We start from the raw sequence: 23,447 nt of genomic DNA on the forward strand, positions 1-23,447 counted from the left end.
TCGAAATCGTCGGTCGGGGTCGGAGGGCCCTGCGTTTACATGCTCGCCGAGGCTATTCGTCTTCTTGCTGCGGGTGCCTAGGGCAGGAGGCGCCGTGCATTTTTGGGAGTTTTCAGCAGCCGAGGGTGCCTGCATACTGAATTTTGGGCGAAAGGCAGGCGCCATGGGCCGCATCTTGTAAAAACGAGCAGCTCTTGAGGCGTTGGGAGCTCAGAATCAGGGCTTTCAGCGCAGTTTTGTGCGCCCGCTCCCATACTCGTGGACTCCGGAATGCTGAATTCTCCGGAATTTGCACGCCGCCCCTGGGGGTACCTGCGGGTAAAAAGCAACCGCCCCGCCAAAATATGCATTCAGCGGGGCGGTTTATGCAATAAAGCGACTGCGACACGTCACAGCTCGCTACAACTTGAATCCAAGAACAGGTTACTCGGCGCTCTTGAGGGCACCGACCATGTCAATCTTGTTGAGGGTTCGGTTGGTGGCGAGGTTGACGATAATCGTAAAGCCAAACGAAAGCACCACAGCGAGCACGAAACTCAGCGGCTCGACCTCAACATCAAAGTACAGCGACGGCATCTGAAGAACGTACGTAAAGCTCTCGGCAAGTAGGCCACCCAGCGGCACGCCCAGTGCGGTGCCAATCGCCGTAAGGATCAACGTCTCCTTATTGACGTAGTGGTGCACCTCGCCACGGCGGAAGCCCAGAACCTTGATGGTCGCCAGTTCGCGTTCGCGCTCCGAAATATTCGTATTAGACAGCGTAAACACCACCACAAACGACAGGCACGCCGCCATAAAGGTCACAAGCACTACGACCGAATTGATAATCGTAAAGTTCGACTCATAGTTCTCCCAATGCTCGGCCGTACTCGAAATCGTAAGCCAACCGTCGCTCTTAAGCTTCTTGCTAAACGCAATCTGGTCGGCCGACGAGCCCTTAAGCAGCACAAAGATGCCGTTAAGACGCGCGCTTCGGCCGAACGCGCGCTCATAGGTGCCCTGCGTCATATAAAGTGTGTTGCCCAAGTAATTGAGCGAGATATCGCTAACCTTGACCTTGGTAACATTGAGCGACGAATCCTGGACCTGCGCCGTATCGCCCGGCTGAATCCCCAGCACCAGCTGTGAACTCTTGCTTAAATACACGTCCCCGTCACGCAGGGCGAGCGGTTCTTTGGACTCATCCTCCAGGCGCACGTAATCGTCCAGGTCACCCGTGCGGTCGTCGGGAATCACGATGAGCTGTACGGTCTCGCTCTTACCGCCAAACGTAAAGGTGACGTTGTCGGTCATAATCGGCAGGGTCGAGGTCACGCGTACGCCGGAGTCGCTGGCCGCGCTACGCTCTTCCAGCGCCGCACACGTCTGAGCATAGTCATCGGGATTGGCGACCGCCAGCAAGTCATAGCGCGTGATGTGCCCGTACTGTTTGGGCGAAAGCGCCACCGACGTATCGCGGATGCCCATACCGCAGATCACGAGCGCCGTGCAGCCGGCGATACCGAAGATGGTCATAAAGGCACGTTTTTTGTAGCGGAACAGGTTACGCGCTGCCACCTTGTTCAAAAAGCCCATGCGGCGCCAAATAAAGCCGATGCGCTCAAGCAAGATGCGCGAGCCGGCTCGCGGGGCCTTGGGACGCATAAGCGAGGCTGGGGTCTCGGCCATCTCGTGGCGGCAGGCGATAATCGTGGCACCCACCACGCCCACGGTAAACAGCGCCACCGAGACGATCGAGGACACGATGTCGTACGAAAGCAGCATCTGGGGTAGTGAGTACATGTCGTCGAACACCGTAAACAGGAACAGCGGCAACCCCACAAATCCGATGATGTTGCCGAGTACGCCGCCGAACAGACAAGCCCACAGCGAGTAGTCCACGTATTTGGACAGGATTCGCCCGCGTGAATAGCCGAGCGCCTTGTATAAGCCAATGAGCGTGCGCTCTTCCTCGACCATACGAGTGGCGGTGGTAAGGCTGATGAGCACGGCTACGACAAAGAAAATAAATGGGAAAACCGTGGCGATGGCCTCAATCGAAGAGCTGTCGCTCTCGACGCTTGAGTAGCTTGCGATGTTACCGCGATCCTGGATGTACCAAGTGCATTCGCCCAGATCGGAAAGCTCGGCGCGTGCATCGGCAAACTGCTGGTCGGTGGCGGCGCGGCGCTGGTCCAAATCGGCCTGAGCCCGAGCGCGCTCCTCACTGCCCTGGGGCATGCGGTTGATGTTGTCCTGCTCAATCCCAAAGAGCATATTCGCCTGGCGCTCGGAGGCATCCAAGCTTGCCGGCGCGTCGACCGTCAGCTCTTGGGCGCGCACCTTCTCACGCTCGTCGCGAATCTTCTCGATATTACCCTTGACCTCGTTGATCTTTGTCGTGTAGGCATCTGAATAGGAGTTGAGGCTCTTGGCTCCCTCGACGATCACGTGGACCGCGGAGTAGGAAGAAGATGTCGCGGCATCCTCGCTCACATAGAACTTATAGTCCGCAGCCGAAGCAGCGCGAAAGGCGTTGACTGTCGAGTCGGAGCTCACATCAGTAGGATCGAGGACCTCGGCCGTAATGGTGTAATCACCCGCGGCAAACTGGTCCTTGGCGCTTTGGTTCGACGAGCTCGCGTCATTGGCGGCAAAACTCACCGTGTCGCCGAGCTTTTTGCCCGAAGCCTTCAGGAACTTCGAAGTCACCGCGACCTCGCCGGCGCTCTCGGGCAAATCGCCGCTCACCAGCACCGGTTGATCGATATTCTTCCTGGAAAGGCTCTGCACGACTACACGCTCGCGCGTGGTACCCACGGCGGTGTAGGCGGTCTCGGTGTAGATGCCCTCGGCCGTCTCGACGCCGTCGACCTCTTGAATGGCCGCAAGATCGTCGCGCGTAAGGCCATAGGTCGACTGCACGTTAATGTCATAGACATTCTGCTGGTCAAAATAGACGTCGACCGAATCGCGCAGATCCTCGCAGCCCGCCTTAAGACCGCACATCACGCTCACGCCGAGCGCGGTAATGACCACGATAGATAGGAAGCGCTTAAGACTGCCTCGGATTGTGCGGGAGATGCCACGGCGAAAAACCGTCGGCGCCATATCATTTGAGCTTTGAGCGGTACGGTAGGTCGCGAACTCCCGATCGTGACCCACGTGCTCCGTATCGTGGTTTTGGCTGTTTTGGCGATCTTGGTCCATGGGCGCTACCACTCGATCGTCTCGATAGGCACGGGATTTTGCTGGACCGTCTCGCTCTCCACGCGGCCGCTCTTAAAGCAGATCAGGCGATCGGCCATGGGCGCGAGCGCGGAGTTGTGCGTGATGATGATGACCGTAATGCCCTGCTTGCGGCAGGTATCCTGCAGCAGCTGCAAGATCTGCTTGCCGGTTTTATAGTCGAGCGCGCCCGTGGGCTCATCGCACAGGAGCAGCTTGGGGTTCTTGGCCAGTGCGCGGGCGATGGACACGCGCTGCTGCTCGCCGCCCGAAAGCTGCGCGGGGAAGTTGCCGAGGCGCTCGCCCAGGCCAACCTGGCGAAGTGTCTGTTCGGCATCGAACGAATCGGGGCAGATTTGCGCCGCAAGCTCGACGTTTTCGAGCGCCGTCAGGTTGGGAACCAGGTTATAGAACTGGAAGACAAAGCCGACGTCGGCGCGGCGGTATTCCACGAGCTGCGCCTCATTGGCGGAACTCACATCGCGCCCATCCACCGTTACGGTGCCGGAAGTCGCCGTATCCATGCCGCCCAGAATGTTGAGCGCCGTGGTCTTGCCGGCACCCGAAGCACCCAAAATGATGGCGAGCTCGCCACGCTCGACCGTAAAGCTCGCGCCGTCCAGCGCGTGAATGCGGGCGTCACCCTCGCCGTATGCTTTGACGACGTCTTTGAATTCGATATAAGCCATCGATTAATTCCCATCTGGTCGGATAACTCTTTAGTATTACCCATTTCGCACCGACCAAAAAGGGACAGGTTTATTTTGGCAGGTTTTATATGGGGAAACGAGGGTGCGGGCAGGCACCAGGACTGTCCACGGCAACCATTTGACCCAAACCGTATCCACCGCTATGATGCCACTGCGGAATGAATGTCTCCGTTGGGTGCGCCAGCCAAGAAGCTGCCGCGTTACCCTAAACCGCCTTGTTGCTGATGACTTCTGCTGTTACGTGATGCCCCTAGGCATCACGCCGCGGCAGGAGTCTTTTTTGTTTTGGAGGAGAAGTGTCGGAAAGCAGCGCATCGAGCAGAATCAAACGTCTGCTCAACACCTATAGCGGTCTTGTGCTTATGGGTGCCGTCGGAATCCCCGTCGGTATCATCGTTGGCGCCATCTGCGCGCTCTTTGGACGCGTGCTTTTGGCGATCGGCGCCTTCCGCGACGAACACATCACCCTGCTCCTCCCCTTCCTCGCCCTTATGGGCCTTGCCATCGTGTTTGCCTACCGCGCTTGGGGCAAGGGCACCGACCGCGGCATGAGCCTGGTATTCGACGTAGGCCACGGGCGTGAGGACGCCATCTCGCCGCGCTTGGTGCCACTCATTATGCTGAGCACGTGGGGGACGCACCTCTTTGGCGGCAGTGCGGGACGCGAGGGCGTGGCCGTGCAGATCGGTGCAACCGTCTCACATTGGATCGGCCGACGTCTACCTTTCCGAGACCCCGGCAACACGTTTTTGCTTATCGGCATGGCCGCCGGCTTTGCCGGGCTCTTTCGAACGCCCCTTGCTGCCACGGTCTTTGCTATCGAAGTACTGGTCGCAGGACGCATGGAATACCGCGCGCTGTTTCCCGCGCTTTCAGCCTCGCTCGCCGCAAGTATGACCTCCGGTGCCCTGGGACTCGAGAAGTTCGAGGTCGCCGTTGTCGCCTCATGCGCGCTTGACCTCCCCGGTCTTGGACGGCTTGCGGTACTAGGCATCGCGTTTGGCATGGTAGGCGGTGCCTTTGCCTGGTGCCTTGCCCATGCCAAGACCCTTGCGGCGCGGCTGCTCCCCAACCCCTATGCGCGCATCGTCGCTATGGGCCTTGCGCTATCGGCGATTCTGTTCGCACTGTGGCAGGGTCGATACTGCGGCCTTGGCACCAACCTGATATCGGCGGCGCTCAACGGTAACGGTAAGGTCGCCATCATGCCTTGGGACTGGGCGCTCAAATTCGTACTCACCATCACCACACTTGCCGCAGGATATCAGGGTGGTGAGGTGACGCCGCTGTTTTCCATTGGAGCCAGCCTGGGTGTCGTACTCGCCGGGATTCTCGGCATGCCCGCCGAGTTCTGCGCCGCGTTGGGCTACGCAGCCGTCTTTGGCAGCGCCACCAATACGCTGCTCGCACCCATCCTTATTGGCTGCGAAGTCTTCGGCTTTGGTAATCTGCCGATGTTCTTTATTGTCTGCGTCGTGGCTTACCTGTTCAACATGGATAAGTCGATCTACGCCCTGCAAGAGCGAGCGTAGAAAGATGTCCAAGCAGGTGGTCTCAACCGGAAACGGCGTCCCACTCTGAGGCTGTATTCCGGGACACGGTTTCCGCTTGGGACGCCATTCGGAAAGCGCATCCCGCTTTAAAACGGAATTCCGGGACGTGGTTTCCGTCTGAGTCTCCATTCGGAAAGCGTGTCCCGTTCTTTCACGGCATCTTGGCTATGCAAAGGGCTCGAACGTTATTCCTCGTACGCGCCCTCAAGCCGAAGCAGCCACTCCTTGCGATCGAGCCCGCCGGCATATCCGTTAAGCGAGCCGTCGGCGGCAACCACGCGATGGCACGGCACGATAATCGAAATAGGGTTGCGAGCGACCGCAGCCCCCACCGCACGAGGAGACACAACGGGGTCCTCGTTCCCCGGCACCCGATGGCGGGCGGCGACACGAGCCGCAATCTCGCCATACGTGGCGACCTCGCCACGCGGAATAGAAAGCAGCTCAAACCAAACTTCACGCTGAAACGCCGTACCGATCATATGCAACGGCGGCGTATACCGAGGCTCCTGCCCTGCAAAATAAGCATTCAGCCAAGCCCACGAACGCTCAAGCACCGAAGAAGCCGCACCATGAGCCGGACTCGCCGACGACATGCCACCAGCACCGGAAACCGCATCGGCCCCTTCAACATGTTCGGAGTCTTCCCGGAGAAGCGTGGAGCCAAAGTGCTCCTGCCCCTCAAACCAAAGCCCCGTCAGACCGCGGCCATCAGCGGCAAGCAGGATTTCGCCCAAAGGCGAAGCAAACGTCGTCGTGACCACCAGCGGCTCCTTTCAAAACTCCGCACCATAATACCGCGAATTGTGCAGACGACTCCGCAGATACGTCTGGGCAGGAACGCAATTGCTTAAGCGAGGCCACTTTCCCCAATCAAGCGGAGAAGACGCGGGGCTTCGACGCCAAAGCGGTACCCCTACCAGCTGAGCTCTAATACTTTTCCCGAGAAGTGAACGAGTAAAAACGAGGCCCCGGAGCATCCACACTTTTTGATTACAAAACCGCAGGATTCGCGCAGCAAAGCCGCAGGAAATAGCGGTCAAAATATGCCAATGCTTCGGGGGTCCAAAATAGGTCGTTCACTTCTCGGGAAAAGTATTCAACTTCAATTCACCCCAACCCCAAAGTCACCTCAGGCAGCAGGCGCGAAGCGCCGCAGCTGCCGTCACGGACCCGCAGTCCCCAAAGGAGGCAGGCGCGAAGCGCCGAGACCGCCGCCGGGACCAGGGCCCGCAACGGCCACGCGCCCTCACATCAGCCCAGCGGCCCCAACCAACAACGGCCCCATCGCAGGCCGCTCGCAGCCGAGTCACCGCAGGCGGGGCCGGGCTCAGCTTTCAGAACACTCCGCAGACCAGTGCGGCGCCTTGTCCGCGGCTCCGAAGGAGCAGGACAAGGCGCCGCACATGATCGAGGACGTTCTGAAAGCTGAGCCCGGCCCCCGCCGGACAGTTCCACCGCTACTCGCAGAGCAGTTTGGCAATCTGGACGGCGTTGGTTGCCGCGCCCTTACGGATTTGGTCGCCACAGCACCAGAAGGTGATGCCACGCGCGGCCTCGGGGTTCGAGATGTCGCGGCGCACGCGACCGACCCAAATCAGGTCCTGGTCGGAGGTGTCCATCGGCATGGGGAATCGGTCGTGCGCATCCTCGGCACCCAGGTCGTCGACCAGCTTGACACCCGGGGCAGAAGCCAGCGCAGCACGGGCTTCCTCGACCGTAATGTCGCGCTCAAACTCGAGCGTAATGCTCTCGGAGTGCGAGCGCAGCACAGGCACGCGCACACAAGTGCAGTTCACGCGCAGCTCGGGCAGGTGCATAATCTTGCGACCCTCGTTTTGCAACTTCATCTCCTCGGAGGTAAAGCCCTCCTCCTTGACGCCGCCAATCTGCGGAATCAGGTTGCTCGCCAACTGGGCGGCAAATGCGCGCGGCTCGGGAATCTCCTCGCCACGACCCAGGGCGGCCAGCTGGGCCTCGAGCTCGGCCATACCGGGAGCACCAGCGCCCGAAGCCGCCTGGTACGTCGAGACGATCATGCGCTTCACGCCGGCGAGCTTGTGCAGCGGCCAGGTGGGAACCAGGCCGATGATAGTTGCGCAGTTAGGGTTAGCGATAAGGCCGTGATGCCACTTGATGTCGTCGGCATTGATCTCGGGCACGACGAGCGGCACCTCGGGATCCATGCGGAAGGCGTGGCTGTTGTCGACCACGACGGCGCCACGCTTGACGGCCTCGGGCAGCAGCTCCTTGGCGATATCGTCGCCGGCAGCGCCGAGTACGATGTCGCAGCCCTCAAAGGCCTCGGGGCAAGCCTCCTCAATAACAACCTGCTCGCCGCGGAACTCGACGGTCTTGCCCGCAGAACGCGCGCTCGCCAGCAGCTTGAGCTTGCCAACCGGAAACTCCTGCTCGTTGAGGCACTCGAGCATCTGGGTGCCCACGGCCCCCGTCGCGCCCAAAATAGCAACCGTGTACTGTTTCATGCTTCCCCCTTTAAAGGTTGTGGCTTTTGCCCGCACGCCAAGCAGGCAGGATATTCTTGCCCAGTGTATACAAGAACGGGGCGGACTCGAAACCCACCCCGTCGAAACGAAACCGAAACGAAACGCCCCGCGCTAGATTTTTTGGAACATGCCTCAAAACCCACTCATGCGCCAAAAGGTAGATTTCTAGACATATCCCAAAAATCTACCGGAATGGTCGCTATTTGTGGAGGGCAGCCAGGGCGGGTTCAATCGGTGCAGGAGCCTCCAGATCGGAGACCTTCACAATGCCGTTCTCGTCGGAGAAGGCACGGTAAATGGTCTGAATCGCCAGGTCGAAGTCCTTATCCTCGACACCGATAATGATGTTGATTTCGTCGCAGCTCTGCGAAATCATGCGCACGCTCACGCCAGCCTGGCCGAGCATGCCAAACAGGTGGCCGGAAATACCTGCGCGGCCGCGCAGGTTACGACCGACGGTCGCGATGAGCGCCAGGCCCTCGACAACCTCAATCTCGAGTGGCTCAACCTCCTGCTGGATGTCGCCCACGAGCGAGTACAGCGAATCGTGCACATCCTGCTCCTGTACCACGGCGCCAAAGCGGTCGACGCCGGTGGGCATGTGCTCGACGGAAACGTCATAGCGCTCGAAGACCGAAAGTGCACGGCGCATAAAGCCGACGCGGGGCTTGGTGCGATCGCGGGCCACGTTGATGGCGACAAAACCGCGCTTGCCGGTCACGCCGGTAATGATGGGCTCCGCCTCGCCCTCATCAGCCGTCTCGCTAATGATGGTGCCGGGGTCCTGCGGCGCATTGGTGTTCTTGATGACCAGCGGAATACCCGCCTCGCGCACGGGGAACACGGCCTCCTCGTGCAGGACGCTTGCGCCCATGTACGAAAGCTCGCGCAGCTCCTCGTAGGTAACGCGCGCAATGGGCTGAGCCTCGGGAACAATACGCGGATCGGCAGAGTAGAAGCCCGAGACGTCGGTCCAGTTCTCGTAAAGGTCGGCGTCCAGACACTTGGCCAGGATCGAGCCCGAGATATCGCCGCCGCCACGATCGAGCAGCTTAATCTGGCCCTCACGCGTCGCGCCGTAGAAACCGGGCATAACAAAGCCGCCCTGCTGACCGTACTCCTGCACCAGCTCGGAGGTGCGGTTCATGCTGAGCGTACCGTCGTGATGGAACGCCACAACCGTCGCGGCGTCCAGGAACGGCAGGCCCAGGTACTCGGCCATCAGGCGAGCGGTGAAGTACTCGCCGCGGCTCACAAGCTCCTCGGTGGAGTAGCCGCCCGAGCGGGCGCGCTCGGCAAAGGCCGCGAACTCCTCACGGATGGGATAGGTGAGCTCCAGCTCGTCAGCGATATCAAAATAGCGCTGGCCAATGTCCTCGAGCAGCTCCTCACACGACACGTGATACTTAACGTGCGCGTTAACCAGGTAGAGCAGGTCGGTCACCTTGGTGTCGCCCTTAAAGCGGCGACCGCAGGCGGAAACCACCACAAAACGGCGGGCCGGGTCGGCGTCGACGATGGCTTTGATCTTCTTAAAGTGTTCGGCGTCGGCGACCGACGAGCCGCCAAACTTGGCAATCTTAATCATGGGCTGGAGGTTACCTTTCTAAAAGCCTCTGCGAACCTGTTTTGCGCGCTCTGATACCATGGTTTCACCGATTGGGACCAAGGCATCCGAGGAGCAGTGTTATATGGGAACTTATCATAGTACACGAGGACGCACTTTATCGTGCTCAAGTAAGGTGGCAATCCGCACCGGCATCGCTCCCGACGGGGGTTTGTTTGTCTCGGACGAGCTCGGCACCCAGCAGGTCGATATCAGCTCGCTTGCAGATAAATCGTACTTTGAAATCGCTCAAGATGTGTTGGGAATGTTACTGAATGATTACACGGGCGAAGAAATTTCGGCCTGTGTGAATGAGGCATATCGCGGCACGTTCGCGAGTGAAGAGGTTACGCCGCTCGTCAAACTCGACGCTGCGCCGGGCGCTGACGCCCCTCAGACCTATGTGATGGAGCTCTTTGGCGGCCCCACGAGTGCCTTTAAGGACGTCGCCCTGCAGATGCTCCCCCGCCTCATGGCCCGCACTTCCGCCAAGGACGGCGGCGCCGAGCGCATCATGATCGTCACCGCCACGTCGGGCGACACCGGCAAGGCCGCACTCGCCGGTTTTGCCGACGCTCCGGGCACGGGCATCACCGTCTTTTATCCCGAAGGCAAAGTCAGCCGCGTGCAGAATCTGCAGATGTCCACACAGGAAGGCGATAACGTCGCCGTCTGCGGCATTCGCGGCAACTTCGACGATGCCCAGAGTGCCGTCAAGCGCATCTTTGCCGATAAGGAGCTTGCCGAGCGCTTGGAGGCCGCCGGAACGGTGCTTTCGAGTGCCAACTCCATCAACGTCGGCCGTCTGGTGCCGCAGGTCGTCTACTACTTTGCCGCCTATGCGCAGCTGTTGCGCGCCGGCGCCATCGAGGCCGGCGACGCCGTGGAGTTCTGCGTACCGACCGGCAACTTTGGCGATATCCTGGCCGGCTACTATGCCAAGCGCATGGGTCTGCCCGTCGCCAAGCTCATTGTCGCGAGCGACAAGAACAACGTGCTGGCTGACTTCCTGACCACCGGCGTCTACGACCGCAACCGTCCGTTCTTCACGACCATCTCGCCGTCGATGGACATCCTCATCAGCTCCAACCTGGAACGCATGCTCTACTTCCTGTCCGATGGCGACTGCGAGCTTGTTGCCGGCCTTATGGAGCAGCTGGCAAAGACTGGTCGCTATGAGGTTCCCGCCGACCTGCTGGCAAAGATTCAGAGCGTCTTTGGCTGCGGCTGGGCCAGCGAGGACGAGGTCCTCGCTGCCATCAAGAGCTGCTGGGATGCGAACGGCTACGTGATCGACCCGCACACCGCTTGCGGCTATCACGTCTTTGAAAAGGTCGCTCCCGCCGAGGGGGCCAAGGCCCGTGTGCTGCTTTCGACCGCCAGCCCCTACAAGTTCCCGCGTGCCTGCTGCGATGCTCTGGGGCTCAACGTTCCCGAGGACGACTTTGAGGCCATGCGCGTGCTCGAGCAGGCCACCAATACGGCCGCACCGGCACAGCTCGCCGAGCTCGAGTCCAAACCCGTCCGCTTCGAAGACGTCTGCGACGTCGATGAGATGGCAAGCTACGTCGAGTCTGCAGCAAAAAAGATCGCTACCAACTAAACCCCTCATTAGGAGCCGGCGAAAGCCGGCGCACCTTCTTTTATCAGATAACCCCCGGGATGATGACGAACGCGCGCAGCGTGCCTGGCTGTTTAGTTCGTCGCGAGTTCCGCACGCAAAGGAAAGCACTTAATGTGCTTTCCGTCTTGCGCAGGACTGCCCGAGCAGCGAACTAAACAGCCAGGCACGCCAGGAGGACCCACATGATCAAGATCACCGTCCCAGCAACCAGCGCCAACTTGGGCATCGGCTACGACACCCTCGGCATGGCCGTCAGCCTCTACTCGCACTTCACCTTCGAGCGCGCCGACAAGCTCACCATCACGGGCTGCCCCGAGGAGTTCCAAAACGAGAACAACCTGGTCTACGTCAGCTTTGTCGATGCGCTGGCCGCATGGGGCGAGCCGGCTTTTCCCGTCGCCATCGACATTCAAACCGATGTACCCGTCGCTCGCGGCCTGGGTTCCAGCTCCACTTGCGTCGTCGCTGGCATTATGGCCGCCGCCGCACTGACAGGCCACACCGTCGACCGCGCTGAGCTCGTCCGCATTGCCACCGAGGTCGAGGGCCATCCCGATAACGTCGCTCCCGCCATCCTGGGCGGCGCCGTCTGCTCCTTTACGCCGACCGATTCGCTCCCCCAGTGCCTGCGCTACGAGGTGAGCGATCGCTTGCGTTTTATTACCGTGATTCCGCCCTACGAGGTTCACACGAGCGAGGCACGCAAGGTCGTGCCGCAGGAGATTCCGCTCTCCACCGCCGTATGGCAAATGGGCCGTATCGCCGGCATGACGCGAGGCCTGGAGGCCGGCGACCTCGACCTGATTGCCGCCGCCAATGACGACCGCATCCAGGAGCCCTATCGTCGTCGCCTGATTCCCGACTACAACGCTGTGCGCGACACCTGCCTTAACGGCGGCGCCAAGACCATCTGGATCAGCGGTTCGGGCTCTACCCTTATGGCTGTGACCGACGACACCATCGTGGCAAAATTCCTGCAGGTCAAGCTGCGTGAGCAGTTCCCCAAGTGTGAGACCCACATTCTAACGTGCGACACCGAGGGCGCTCAAATCGAGTACCTGTAGCGCCCTGTCTCATTGCTCTCACCGGTCTCCTTGGGGCTTCCCCTGAAAACGTCCTCGATCATGAATTGCCCCGTCGTGCGCTTCGCGCGACGGGGCAATTCGATCTGCGGATTGTTTTCAGGGGAAGCCCCAAGGAGACCTACGCGACCTCGACAGGATAATCGCATTCGCTGATTTAATATTGTGCTCCTTCGGAGCTGCGGATAAGCGGGCCTCGTGCTGCGGAATGTTTTTAAGGGGATGCCCCCGGGTGGCCCTATGGCAACGTGGCTAGCGATGTCTCTAGGGACCCACGCTTTGAAGGGGCGCCGGGCTGAAATTATGGCCCTTTATTGATAGGGGCTCTTGCTAGGCTGGAGCACTTACTAGTGACAGGCTTCGACTATGTGCTTGGTTTACGCCGCACTGGGTTCCTTGTATTCGAAGACTGGTTCTAGGAGGTCTTCGATGTTGCAGTGGAGGGCTTTTGCTATGGCTCTTACGCTTGTTACCGAAGCTTCATTGATGTTTCTCTGGCGCTGCTCGTACATTTGGATTGAGCGGAGTGACACACCCGATTCGTATGCTAGGTCTTGTTGGGTTTTCTTAAGCTTCTTTCTTGCTAACGCAAGTTTGGTTTGCCTGGACGCTTTTTTCGCCATATCGCAGACGAGGCGAACCACTCGTTCCTCCGAGGCTTCGTGCCAGGGGCAATACAGACTGCGCAGCACATCAAATGGAACGACATGCAGCAAATCTTCGAAAGGCTCTCCTAGGCGCCACTGCAGGTATGCCAGCATCCAGCCCGCCCAATATTCCGGCGTCTTCTCAAATCGATAGGTGCAGTCCGGTATAGGCCTGTTTTGATAGCCCGACCTTTCAGCGATAAGCGCGAACAGCTCAACACCCGATTTTCCCGACACGACCCATGCGTTGCCGCGTTCAAACTCGCGAGCAACCCCACTTAGGCAAAAGAGTTCAGCAACTTCAGATCCTTCTGCTCCATAGTCATTGACGGCATAGTCGAAGCAGTCGCCGAGGTTGTTCATTGCGTCCTCGAGGTAGTAGACGGGATATGTCCTACTCGGCCCACGATCTGTTAACTCTTGGATCATTTAAATCAACCCTCCCTGCCATTAAATCCCTAATGTCGATACCTTCGGAATCGAACCCATTATGAAAACTATTGTCTGCCAAGAGCCCCTACTAGAGGCAGGCCTCGGCAATGCGGCGCTTGAGCTCGTCGATGCCGGTGCCGGTCTGGGAGCTTGTGATGATTACGTTTTCGGCCGGGACGTTGAGTTGCTTTTTGATGGCTGCCGCTTGGCGGGCCTGCTGGGTGCGGCTGAGTTTGTCGGCCTTGGTGAGGCAGACGATAAAGTTGAACTCGTTGCCCTGCAGGTAGTCGATCATGTCATGGTCGAGCTTGCTGGGGTCATGGCGAATGTCCACCAGCGACACAACCAGGTTAAAGCTGCGCTCGGAGTCGAAGAAGTCGCCGATGAGCTCGGCCCAGCGGTCGCGCTCGGCCTTGGAACGACGGGCGAAACCGTAGCCCGGCAGGTCCACAAAGTGCACGTCGTCGGCCTCGAAGAAATTGATATTGCTCGTCTTGCCCGGCGTGCTCGAAACCTTGACCAGGTTCTTGCGGCCAAAGAGCTTGTTCATGATGGACGACTTGCCCACATTGGAGCGGCCCACAAAGCTCACCTCGGGACAGGTGGACTCGGGGATCTGCGAAACCTTGCCGTAGCTGGCGACGAACTTGGCAAGCTGGTAGTTAATGGAATCGGCCATGGATACTCCTTGGTCGTAGGTTCTTACAATAGGGATGCACGATCACGCAGCGGCGATGCAGCGGACGATATCGAGTGTAATGCCGCTCGCGGTGCGGGCGTACTCGTCCAAATCGAACTCTCGCTCGCAAAACGCGTCATATGCCTCGTCACAATTATCGCTGATAGCACGCAGCACCAGACAATCGACACCGTTCTTGGCTGCAATATGGGCAATCGCAGCACCTTCCATCTCAACGCAATCGGCATGCGTCGCCTCGATGGCGGCGCTGCGCATGGCGTCGCCCGTTACAAAGCGGTCGCCTGTAGCGATAGTGCCAACCAGGAACTGTTTAGGGTCCTTCTCCGCAGCGGAATCAGAAGCGTAAGCATCGATAAACCCATGTTCGGCAAGCACGGTGGTGGCGATGTCAACCAGAGCCGGTGTCGAGGCAAACTCCTCAAGCTCCGGCGCCGACTCGGCGATGAGCGCCGTGTCGGTATCCAGATAGCGCAGGCACTTGCCAATAACCACGTCATTGATATGGAGTTTGGAGTTTAAGCCACCCGCAATGCCCGAAAACACAACGGCCTGCGGAGCATATCTGCTGATGAGATGCTGTGTTGCACCAGCGGCGTTTACGGTTCCCATGCCAGCGGTCGTGGCGACCACTGACAGACCGTTGAGCTCGCCGCTTACAACGCTCAAGCCCGCCTCTTGCGACACACGGGCGCCGTTCAGTTCTTCTTTAATCTGCGCAACCTCTTTTTCGAGTGCACCGATGATTGCGATGGTAGGCATACCATCCCCCAAACCTGTGAAAACTGTTTATCCACGGTATGGTACCAGCATTTTGACTCAACCGCGCAATACGAAGCCGTTAGGCCAGCGCAGCGCGGGTATTGTAGAGCGCCTTGGCGATGGCGGCCACGGCCTCACTCGAACGGTCACTCCACGGCATCGATGACATGATGCTCATAATGTAGGTGTCGCCATCGACATCGATGAGGCCAGCATCGCACGTCGCATTGCAACCTGCCTCGCTGATCCAACCGGCCTTGTTACGCACCATGGCATGGTCGTCCGCAATGCCGTCACGGATAAAGGACCGGGTCGTAGAGGCCAGAAGGCCCGACAGCCATTGCGACGTCTCGCTCTCGCGGCTCAAATACTCGCTCATCTCGCGCCACAACTTGGCCGAGGTGCGCGGGCAGTAGGTTGGGAAATCGCTCATCGAATCGAGCGCGACCTCGTCTTCGACGCCGAGTGCGGCAATCCAATCCTCGTAGCCATCTTGATCAAACGTTGCACGCAACGCGACAAACGAGTCGTTATCCGAGTTGACGACCGAGGTCTCGATCAGGTCGCGAACCGTCAGCCAGCCCATACTGTAGCCGCCATAGGTGCCCAGAGCATCATCGAGCGATACTTGCCCTGTCTCGACCAGTAACTCGCAGACGTAGAGTACATAGAGCGCCTTGTAGCTGCTCGCACCGTACACCTCGGCGTCCGCGTTATACGTCACGCCCTTGCCGCTCGACAGATTGTAAAACACCACGCCCACGTCGCCCAATTCCTGGGCCTGATCAAGGGTATCTTGGAGCGCGGCGAGGCTCTCATCCTCCAGGGCGGGGATCTGGTCATCAACCAGTGAGAAGGTCTGCACGGTATCGCCTGAGGGAATATCGTTAAAGTCCGCCTTCGAAAGCCTCGTCTTGAGGCTCGCTGTCGACAGGGTTTGACTTGCGGCGGCTTTAGATTTAGAGACCTTTTTGTTTTGCGTCTGTACCGTTGACGCATCTGAGTGTGCCATTCGCTCCGACGCGTAGGTTTTAGCGGTAATTCCGAGGATAATAACCGCCAACGTTAACATCTCAACGGCGGCAATCTTCGTCACGCGGATGCGAGCGTCGGCAAGGCCACGCGAAGACGTGCCCTTCGTCTCATATCTGCTGCTATGCTGCGGCACATGCTCGTCCCGCGATGCGTCGTTTCGCACGTGGTCTCCTGGCTGCTCCCGTTCATATACGAGCAGCATAATACCGAGCAGGCATTTCTTTCCAAAGATATTCAGAAGCGTTTAAGGTGTCTTTAAAGAAACCACAAGCGTATTTATCCAAATGGCACGATTCTGTTGCGCATCTCACCGCAACCCAGAGAGCAGTCATTTTAGGACGGGGCTCTTTTAGCTACTTCTCCACCCTACCGGCCCCAAATGAGCTACCCCTAGCCGATAGCGTTTTTGAGTTCCGCGCGGCGCTTTTTCATGCCCGTCATGACGGCGTTGCGCAGCTCGGGCATGCGCGCGGTATCCATCTGTGGAACGCCCTCGAGCTTATAGGGAATCCCCAGCTGCTCATACTTGACGACGCCCATCGTGTGATACGGCAGCATTTCCAGGCCCACCACGTTATGCCACGGGGCAATCAGACGACCGAGTGCCTCGCACTCCTCTGCCGTGTCGGTAATGCCCGGTACTACCACGTGACGGATAACGACCTTGATCCTGCGACGCGCCAGCTCATCGCCAAACGCCAGGATGCGCGCAGGATCGCAACCGGTCAGCTTTTTATGCTCGACGGGATCGGCGTGTTTAATGTCGAGCAGCACCATATCGGTCTCGTTGAGTACGGCATCGAACTTCTCGGGATGCGCGGGGTCGAACGCATAGCCGCAACTATCCAAGCAGGTATGTACGCGACCATCGGGGTTGTTGTGCATTGCGCGGAACAGGTCGGCCAAGAACTCAGGCTGCAGGAGCGGCTCGCCGCCGGATACCGTAATACCACCGCTGCGGTAAAACTCATGGTTGCTCTGGAACTCGTCTATCAGGTGCTCGACGGTCACCATGGTGCCGCCGTTAACCGACCAGGTATCGGGGTTGTGGCAATACGCACAGCGCATGGGGCAGCCCTGAACAAACACCACAAAGCGGATGCCGGGTCCATCGACCGTTCCCATCGTCTCGATCGAATGCACGCGGCCCAGGGCAAACGCGGAGTCCTCAGGACGAGCGTCCATACCCTCGAGCTTCATCTCAGCCATTCCCGCTACCTTGCCTCTCATTGGTTTTAGCTACATAAATGCCAGAGTCATTCTAGCCTATATGCTTGATGGCGAAACGGTTTAGCGGTCAATTGGATTGTCCTATTTGGCCCCATGCAAAAGCGGCGGGAAGGTTGTCGCAACCCGCCCGCCGCCGAGGCAATAGAAATCGATAGACGCCAGGCGTTACGCCTTGAGCGTGAGCACCGCGCCGAAGGCGGTCGGGCCGCAATGGCTCGAGATGACGCCGCCGACCTGAGTCCAGGTAACGTCCTTAAAGCCCAGGTCGTGTGCATAGACTTCCATGTCGTCGCGCAGCTCCTCGGAAAGGCCTACCGAATACGCCAGGCCAATGTGCGAGTAGTCAATTTCGCCCTTCGCAACCATGTGGTCAATAAAGGCGCGGGCGCACTTGAGCATAGAGCCGCGGAACTTCTTGGTCGCCACGAACTTGCCGCCCGTTACCTCAATGCAGGGCTTAATCTTGAGCAGATGGGCACCTAGGAACGCCACGTTGGACAAGCGACCGCCCGCCTTAAGGAAGGCAAGGTCGGTAGGAACAAAGCCCAGCAACACGCGGTCCATAACGGAGTTCGTAAAAGCAAAGATCTCGTCGACGGTGGCATCGGGATGAGCCTCGATGTATTTGGCGGTCTCGACGACAACAAGCGACTGGCCCACCGAGACAAAACGCGTGTCCATGGAGAACACGTAGTCGCGCCCCTCTGCCGCGATCTTCGAGGACTGATGCGAACAGGTCGTGGCCTCGGAATACGCAAGATGCAAAATGGTCGCGTCGGGCTGCTCGGCGTGAATGCGGTCGTACACGCGAGAGAAATCTGCCGGCGCGCAGCCGCTGGTCTTGGGCATCACGCCAAACTCGTTGCAGCGCGAATAGATCTCGAGCGGATCGATCGAGCCGTCCTCGACGGTCTCGTCACCAATCGTGACATGCATGGGCACACGCACGATGCCGTAGCGTTCGCAGAGCTCTGGCGTCACATCCGAACCAGATTCAACCACGATTACGTACTTGCCCATTCTTATCACGACCCATCTCGACGTTGACTTTTTAATATGTGACGCACGTCCGCCGTCCTGCTACAGAACGGTCTCCAAGCGCCAAAGAGACGCCGTCCCTTGCATAAAACAAAGGACAGCGTCTCCCTGGAAAACTCCGTTCTTAACTGAGATTTTACACGGTTTATTACTAAGTGTTACTTACTCCGCAAACGGTAGCTATACGCGATAAACGGTAGCAAGTAAGTATCCAGAACGCTCAACCCATTAGGAGAGTTCCGCCTAAAGGGTGACTACACAGGACCCCCGCCGGGGCTGTTTGGGCTACCTCCCAAAACATTCCGCAGGACGCAAGAAGCCCTCGCCGCACGAAGTGCGCAGCGAGGGCTTCTTGCATGTCCGAGGACACCAATTTAATTTAGCGTGGTTCCCTAAAGTGCGATAACGCAGGAGACCCGGCAAGGCCGGGAGCACTTTGCCTCGCAAACATTCCGCAGCCGCGAAGCGGCGAGGACGTTTGAGAGGCAAAGTGCGTAGGCCTTACCGGGTCTCCGGTGGGAGTTGAGTCCCTTTAGAACTTGTTGTGGAAGGTACGCGAAATGACCTCGTCCTGCTGCTCCTTGGTGAGCGTGTGGAAGTTCACGGCATAGCCGGAAACGCGGATGGTCAGCTGCGGGTACTTCTCGGGGTGAGCCTGAGCGTCGAGCAGCGTCTCACGGTTGAAGACGTTGATGTTCAGGTGGTGGCCACCCTTCTCGGCGTAAGCGTCGAGCATGTGGACCAGGTTGTCGGCCTGAGTCTCGGAAACTTCAGAAACCTTCATAATGTGTCTCCTTCAATCGATAGGCGCCGGCCGAAACCGGCGCACTAATCAGTAATCGTTATTGTTAGTATAGCACTAACAATAGTTACTCGCCCAGCTGATCAAGGTCGATATCACCAAAGAACACCTGGTCCTCCTTGCCGAGCGCGCCCGGGATGATGGAGAAGGTGTTGGAGATGCCGTCCTGGGCATCGCGGAACGGGAGCTTGGAAACCGAAGACAGCGAAGCGATGGCGCCCTGGCTATCGCGCTTGTGCATGGGGTTAGCACCCGGGGCGAACGGCTGGCCAGCCTTGCGGCCGTCGGGCGTGGAGCCGGTCTTCTTACCGTACACGACGTTGGAGGTAATGGTCAGAACCGAGGTCGTGGGCACGGAGTTGCGGTAGGTGTCGTTCATGCGGATGTACTCCATGAACTGGTGCACAACGTCGTGAGCGATCTGGTCGACGCGGTCGTCGTCGTTACCGTACTTGGGGAACTCGCCCTCGGTCTCGAAGTCGACGATGATGCCGTTCTCGTCACGGACGGGGTGAACCTTGGCGTACTTGATGGCGGACAGGGAGTCAGCCACGACGGAAAGGCCAGCGATGCCCGTAGCGAACCAGCGGTGCACGTGCTTGTCGTGCAGAGCCATCTGGATGCGCTCGTAGCAATACTTGTCGTGCATGTAGTGAATGATGTTCAGCGAGTTGACGTACACGCCAGCGAGCCACTTCATCATGTCGTTGTACTTGGCCATAACGTCATCGTAATCGAGCGTGTCGCCCTCGACGGCGCGATACTTGGGGCCGACCTGCTTCTTGGAGACCTCGTCAACACCGCCGTTGAGTGCGTACAGCAGGCACTTGGCCAGGTTGGCACGAGCGCCGAAGAACTGCATCTCCTTGCCAATGCGCATGGAGGACACGCAGCAGGCGATGCCGTAGTCGTCGCCGTGGTAAACGCGCATGAGGTCGTCGTTCTCGTACTGGACCGAGGAGCTGGCGACAGAAGTCTTGGCGCAGAACTTCTTGAAGTTCTCGGGAAGACGGGTCGACCACAGAACGGTCATGTTGGGCTCGGGGCTGGTGCCCATGTTCTCGAGCGTGTGCAGGTAGCGGAAGCTCATCTTGGTAACGAGCGTACGGCCGTCAACACCCATGCCGCCGATGGACTCGGTGACCCACTGCGGATCGCCGGTAAACAGGGCCTGGTACTCGGGGGTACGGGCAAACTTGACCATGCGGAGCTTCATGATGAAGTGATCCACGAACTCCTGGATCTGCTCCTCGGTAAAGGTACCGTTGGCAAGGTCGCGCTCAGCGTAGATGTCGATGAACGTAGAGGTACGGCCGATGGACATAGCGGCGCCGTTCTGCTCCTTGACGGCAGCGAGGTAGGCGAAGTACATCCACTGGATGGCCTCCTGCGTGTTGGTAGCAGGTTTGGAAATATCGAAACCATAGGTCTCGGCCATCATCTTGAGCTCGCCGAGGGCGCGGATCTGCTCCTGCAGCTCCTCGCGATCGCGGATGTTGTCGGCGGTCATGACCGTCGGGGTGGAAGCCTTCTGGGCCTCCTTATCCTTGATCAGGTAGTCGACGCCGTACAGGGCGACACGACGGTAGTCGCCGATGATGCGGCCGCGGCCATAGCCATCGGGCAGACCGGTGATAATGTGAGCCGAGCGGCAAGCACGCATCTCGGGGGTGTAGACATCGAAGACGCCGGCGTTGTGGGTCTTGCGCTCGAAGGTGTAGCGCTCGACGACGTTCTCGTCGATCTTGTAGCCGTGCTGGCTGGCAGCCTGGCAAGCGATGCGGATACCACCGTTGACGTGCAGAGCGCGCTTGAGCGGCTTGTCAGTCTGAAGACCGACGATGGTCTCCTTCTCGCGGTGGGCGTTATCGATGTAGCCAGCGGGGTGGCTCACGATACCCGTGACAGTCTTGGTGTCCATATCGAGGACGCCGCCCTGCTCGCGCTCCTTGAGCAGCAGGTCGAGGACCTCGCCCCACAGCTCCTTGGTACGCTCGGTCGGACCGGCGAGGAACGATTCGTCGCCCTCGTAGGGGGTGTAGTTCTTCTGGATGAAGTCTCGGACGTCAACCTCTCCCGTCCAGATGCCTTCCTTGAAGCCTTCCCATGCCTCCTGCATTGTGTAACCACGCTCCTAGTTACGTATAATGCGGCGCTCTCTCACACCGCTGCTTATTGAATTCTTGAATGTTCGGGTTGCATGACCGGCTTCATTCGCCTTCCATCGCGCGTTAGCACAGGGAAAAACGTTTGTCCACCTTGGAACTGCAACCCAAAACCCAAGATTTCACCCGTCTGAGAAGGATAACATAGCCACCCCCTTCATCAGGGCTGTTATATGTTTCTTTTTTTATACCATTAGGGCGTTTTTAACAAATCCGCAGGAAATGCGAGCGTGAACAACTACCGTTCACCGATTTGTTTGGTATTTTTCCTTGCCTTTGTACGACGTTCACTCTAGCTGTTATGCCAGCTTTAGCAGGGTAAAGTGCCCCAGAGACCCACAGAAACTGCAGGGCGGCCACGGGATTTCCCCCGGGGCCGCCCTGTGGCGTGGCTAGTTATTTAGCTTTGATTGCCGCTTGGCATTAAGCAGCAGCGGTGACCCTGTCGGCCGCGGCCTTTTTGCTGTCGCCGTGACCCTGGCCCTCAAAATGCTTGAAGCACCAGCTGGTGACCAGCGGGGTCAAAATGGCCGTCACGATGGCGCACGCTGTAACCTGCGCCGTAGCCGTCGCGAGCACGGCACCACCGTACATGGCCTCGTTGACGCTTGCCATGGCGGCAGGCGTGGCCACATTGGCTCCGGCGCAGCTCGAAATGGCCGCACCTGCGACACCCGTACCGCCCGTGAACTTATCGACCGCGATGACGGGAATTGCAAAGACCACCGAGCAGATCACACCGAGCAGGATGCCGGGAAGACCGCCGTTGATGAGCTGGCCAAAGGTCATGGTCGAGCCCATGGCAAAGAAGACGAGCACGATGATGGCGGAAAGTGCCGGAGCCATCATCTTCTTAAAGCTCGGGAAGAGGTTACCCAGAATAATGCCGACGACGATCGGCAGGATGGCGCCCACGAGCGACCAGCCGATCGGAGCCTGGCCAGCAGCGCCGAGCACGATCATTGTGACCGGAGGGCCGACAACGAGTGTGGTGATGGCGACGGCGCCACGTTCGGCCTCGTTGCCCATGGTGCCCATCAGACCAGCGTACATAGCGTTGTTGGCGCCGGTGCAAGCCGCCAGCATCACCATGGCAGAGATGCCAAACAGGTTGTCGTTGAATACATAAAGGATAAGCAGCGACACGGCAACGACCACGATCTGCTTGACAGCGATGATGATGGCGCCGCGTGCAGCGGCGGCAGGCGCACTTTTAAACGAAATCGTCGTACCGACGATGAGCAAAAAAGCGCCCACGAGCGGGCTTGCACCCTGCTGGGTCATGCCAAGCGTAAAGCTGCCGAGCGTTTTGAACAGGTCGGGGAATAGCGTGTTGAGCAAGCAGCCCAGCAAAAGCGGCACCAAAATATTGGCGCCCGGGATGGAGGACATCTTAAAGAACGGCTCCTTTGCAGCCGGCGCCTCCACCGCAGTCGATTCACTCATATATATCTCCTTTGGATGCATGCGAATCGTAGCCGCACGCGCCTATGTCAGAAAGAAAGCGACAACCCCGATTCGCCAGGGTCGCCGCCAAACGATTACCGCGGGGTATTACCCGTCCAGGACGATGCCGCCGTCGCAGTCACCGATCTCGCCGTTCACGAAGCTGGCGAGGTCGGAAGCGAAGAACAGCACCATCTGCGCAGGCTCGCTGGCCTGGGCGGCGCGGCCCAGAGGAATACCGTTGATGATGCGCTGAGAGTTCTCGTCAGAAAGGATCGACGTCATGTCGGTAAGCGTGAGCGACGGGCACACAGCGTTGCAGCGGATGCCGAACTTACCGCCCTCCTTGGCGACCGCCTTGGTAAGGCCGTTGACACCGGCCTTGGAGCTCGCGTAGGCCGCGGTGCCGAGCAGGCCGCCGCCGATCTTGCCAGCAACGGAGCTCACGTTGACGATAGTGCCGGCATGTGCCGCCTTAAAGTGCGGGTACACGGCATTCATCATGGTAAAGGTGCCGTTGAGGTTGATGTCGATGGTGCGACGCCACTCGGTGTCGTCGATCTCGTCAAACTTCTTGGTGCTGATGACACCGGCGCAGTTGATCAGGATGTTGGTTTGCGGCAGGTCCGTAAAAATCTGCTCGACGGTCTCGCGCGCCTTGGGCGCATCGGCGACATCGAGCTGATAGAACTTGTTGCCCTCGCCAAGCTCGGCCACAGCCGCCTCGCCCTTAGCAGCGTTCCTTGCGATGAGCGCGACGTGTCCGCCGCCCGCAACGATACCCTTGGCAATCTCGAGGCCAATGCCCTGAGTGCCACCGGTAACGATCGCGGTTTTACCCGTGAAGTCAAATGCCATGACTCCAACCCCCTTGATTCAGATGTCTCCTTGCGGGAAGTTGGAG

Annotated in this window: 18 protein-coding genes; 3 read left to right on the top strand and 15 right to left on the bottom strand. The window is 58.9% G+C overall.

What is annotated here, in order from left to right; all coding sequences use genetic code 11:
* Positions 1-423: 423 nt before the first annotated feature.
* The gene (locus ACTM86_RS01945; RefSeq protein WP_441015208.1) at positions 424-3,189 is read right to left on the bottom strand and encodes an FtsX-like permease family protein; all 2,766 of its coding nucleotides are present in this window, start codon (positions 3,187-3,189) and stop codon (positions 424-426) included.
* Positions 3,190-3,194: 5 nt separating this feature from the next.
* The gene (locus ACTM86_RS01950) at positions 3,195-3,896 is read right to left on the bottom strand and encodes an ABC transporter ATP-binding protein (RefSeq protein ID WP_441015210.1); all 702 of its coding nucleotides are present in this window, start codon (positions 3,894-3,896) and stop codon (positions 3,195-3,197) included.
* Positions 3,897-4,213: 317 nt separating this feature from the next.
* On the opposite strand from ACTM86_RS01950, the gene ACTM86_RS01955 reads away from it, so the two are divergent.
* Complete coding sequence (locus ACTM86_RS01955; protein WP_441015212.1) at positions 4,214-5,449, top strand: chloride channel protein; 1,236 nt, start codon at positions 4,214-4,216, stop codon at positions 5,447-5,449.
* 206 nt (positions 5,450-5,655) lie between these two features.
* On the opposite strand, the gene ACTM86_RS01960 is transcribed toward ACTM86_RS01955, so the two are convergent.
* From ACTM86_RS01960 to ACTM86_RS01970, 3 genes are all read right to left on the bottom strand, one after another.
* Entirely contained in the window at positions 5,656-6,234 is a 579-nt protein-coding gene (locus tag ACTM86_RS01960; RefSeq protein WP_441015214.1) for a methylated-DNA--[protein]-cysteine S-methyltransferase, read from the bottom strand.
* 696 nt (positions 6,235-6,930) lie between these two features.
* Positions 6,931-7,956, bottom strand: coding sequence for an aspartate-semialdehyde dehydrogenase (locus ACTM86_RS01965; RefSeq protein WP_154514908.1), 1,026 nt, complete (start codon positions 7,954-7,956; stop codon positions 6,931-6,933).
* A gap of 220 nt (positions 7,957-8,176) precedes the next feature.
* Positions 8,177-9,565 (bottom strand): aspartate kinase, encoded by a 1,389-nt coding sequence (locus ACTM86_RS01970; RefSeq protein WP_154514910.1) that lies wholly within the window; start codon positions 9,563-9,565, stop codon positions 8,177-8,179.
* Positions 9,566-9,668: 103 nt separating this feature from the next.
* Between ACTM86_RS01970 and thrC the strand changes: the two genes are divergently transcribed.
* Both thrC and thrB read left to right on the top strand, forming a co-directional pair.
* Positions 9,669-11,186 (top strand): threonine synthase, encoded by a 1,518-nt coding sequence (gene thrC, locus ACTM86_RS01975; RefSeq protein ID WP_441017206.1) that lies wholly within the window; start codon positions 9,669-9,671, stop codon positions 11,184-11,186.
* Positions 11,187-11,389: 203 nt separating this feature from the next.
* Entirely contained in the window at positions 11,390-12,271 is an 882-nt protein-coding gene (gene thrB, locus ACTM86_RS01980) for a homoserine kinase (protein ID WP_154514914.1), read from the top strand.
* Between the two features lie 395 nt (positions 12,272-12,666).
* Here the strand turns inward: thrB and ACTM86_RS01985 are convergent, their stop codons facing one another.
* The 10 genes from ACTM86_RS01985 to ACTM86_RS02030 all read right to left on the bottom strand — a co-directional run bounded on the left by ACTM86_RS01985 (position 12,667) and on the right by ACTM86_RS02030 (position 23,401).
* On the bottom strand, positions 12,667-13,299 hold the full coding sequence (locus ACTM86_RS01985; RefSeq protein ID WP_441017209.1) for a helix-turn-helix transcriptional regulator: 633 nt from the start codon (positions 13,297-13,299) through the stop codon (positions 12,667-12,669).
* A 157-nt stretch (positions 13,300-13,456) separates the two neighbouring features.
* Positions 13,457-14,047: a ribosome biogenesis GTP-binding protein YihA/YsxC gene (yihA, locus tag ACTM86_RS01990; RefSeq protein ID WP_055252447.1), complete on the bottom strand. Its 591-nt coding sequence runs from the start codon at positions 14,045-14,047 to the stop codon at positions 13,457-13,459.
* A gap of 42 nt (positions 14,048-14,089) precedes the next feature.
* Entirely contained in the window at positions 14,090-14,827 is a 738-nt protein-coding gene (gene mtnN, locus ACTM86_RS01995; RefSeq protein ID WP_441017212.1) for a 5'-methylthioadenosine/S-adenosylhomocysteine nucleosidase, read from the bottom strand.
* Between the two features lie 79 nt (positions 14,828-14,906).
* A complete protein-coding gene (locus tag ACTM86_RS02000) occupies positions 14,907-16,025 on the bottom strand; it encodes a serine hydrolase (protein WP_441017215.1) in 1,119 nt (372 codons plus the stop codon).
* A gap of 227 nt (positions 16,026-16,252) precedes the next feature.
* Positions 16,253-17,071, bottom strand: coding sequence for a pyruvate formate-lyase-activating protein (gene pflA, locus ACTM86_RS02005; RefSeq protein ID WP_427718181.1), 819 nt, complete (start codon positions 17,069-17,071; stop codon positions 16,253-16,255).
* 186 nt (positions 17,072-17,257) lie between these two features.
* A complete protein-coding gene (locus ACTM86_RS02010; protein WP_441036920.1) occupies positions 17,258-18,094 on the bottom strand; it encodes a DegV family protein in 837 nt (278 codons plus the stop codon).
* 568 nt (positions 18,095-18,662) lie between these two features.
* Entirely contained in the window at positions 18,663-18,914 is a 252-nt protein-coding gene (gene grcA3, locus ACTM86_RS02015; RefSeq protein ID WP_055252439.1) for an autonomous glycyl radical cofactor GrcA3, read from the bottom strand.
* 85 nt (positions 18,915-18,999) lie between these two features.
* Complete coding sequence (gene pflB / locus ACTM86_RS02020; protein ID WP_427718174.1) at positions 19,000-21,051, bottom strand: formate C-acetyltransferase; 2,052 nt, start codon at positions 21,049-21,051, stop codon at positions 19,000-19,002.
* A gap of 469 nt (positions 21,052-21,520) precedes the next feature.
* Positions 21,521-22,543 (bottom strand): 2-keto-3-deoxygluconate permease, encoded by a 1,023-nt coding sequence (locus ACTM86_RS02025; protein ID WP_441017218.1) that lies wholly within the window; start codon positions 22,541-22,543, stop codon positions 21,521-21,523.
* A 108-nt stretch (positions 22,544-22,651) separates the two neighbouring features.
* Complete coding sequence (locus ACTM86_RS02030; protein ID WP_427728112.1) at positions 22,652-23,401, bottom strand: SDR family NAD(P)-dependent oxidoreductase; 750 nt, start codon at positions 23,399-23,401, stop codon at positions 22,652-22,654.
* Positions 23,402-23,447: the final 46 nt, after the last annotated feature.

Source organism: Collinsella sp. HCP3S3_E11 (assembly GCF_052067375.1).
Classification (GTDB): Bacteria; Actinomycetota; Coriobacteriia; order Coriobacteriales; family Coriobacteriaceae; genus Collinsella.

Excerpts from the sequence above, each read along its gene's own strand:
- ACTM86_RS01965 (WP_154514908.1), bottom strand. The coding sequence starts at position 7,956 with ATGAAACAGTACACGGTTGCTATTTTGGGCGCGACGGGGGCCGTGGGC.
- ACTM86_RS01985 (WP_441017209.1), bottom strand. The coding sequence starts at position 13,299 with ATGAACAACCTCGGCGACTGCTTCGACTATGCCGTCAATGACTATGGA.
- grcA3 (WP_055252439.1), bottom strand. The coding sequence starts at position 18,914 with ATGAAGGTTTCTGAAGTTTCCGAGACTCAGGCCGACAACCTGGTCCAC.
- ACTM86_RS01945 (WP_441015208.1), bottom strand. The coding sequence starts at position 3,189 with ATGGACCAAGATCGCCAAAACAGCCAAAACCACGATACGGAGCACGTG.
- pflB (WP_427718174.1), bottom strand. The coding sequence starts at position 21,051 with ATGCAGGAGGCATGGGAAGGCTTCAAGGAAGGCATCTGGACGGGAGAG.
- thrC (WP_441017206.1), top strand. The coding sequence starts at position 9,669 with ATGGGAACTTATCATAGTACACGAGGACGCACTTTATCGTGCTCAAGT.
- pflA (WP_427718181.1), bottom strand. The coding sequence starts at position 17,071 with ATGGCTGAGATGAAGCTCGAGGGTATGGACGCTCGTCCTGAGGACTCC.
- ACTM86_RS01970 (WP_154514910.1), bottom strand. The coding sequence starts at position 9,565 with ATGATTAAGATTGCCAAGTTTGGCGGCTCGTCGGTCGCCGACGCCGAA.
- ACTM86_RS01950 (WP_441015210.1), bottom strand. The coding sequence starts at position 3,896 with ATGGCTTATATCGAATTCAAAGACGTCGTCAAAGCATACGGCGAGGGT.
- ACTM86_RS02030 (WP_427728112.1), bottom strand. The coding sequence starts at position 23,401 with ATGGCATTTGACTTCACGGGTAAAACCGCGATCGTTACCGGTGGCACT.
- ACTM86_RS02025 (WP_441017218.1), bottom strand. The coding sequence starts at position 22,543 with ATGAGTGAATCGACTGCGGTGGAGGCGCCGGCTGCAAAGGAGCCGTTC.
- thrB (WP_154514914.1), top strand. The coding sequence starts at position 11,390 with ATGATCAAGATCACCGTCCCAGCAACCAGCGCCAACTTGGGCATCGGC.
- yihA (WP_055252447.1), bottom strand. The coding sequence starts at position 14,047 with ATGGCCGATTCCATTAACTACCAGCTTGCCAAGTTCGTCGCCAGCTAC.
- mtnN (WP_441017212.1), bottom strand. The coding sequence starts at position 14,827 with ATGCCTACCATCGCAATCATCGGTGCACTCGAAAAAGAGGTTGCGCAG.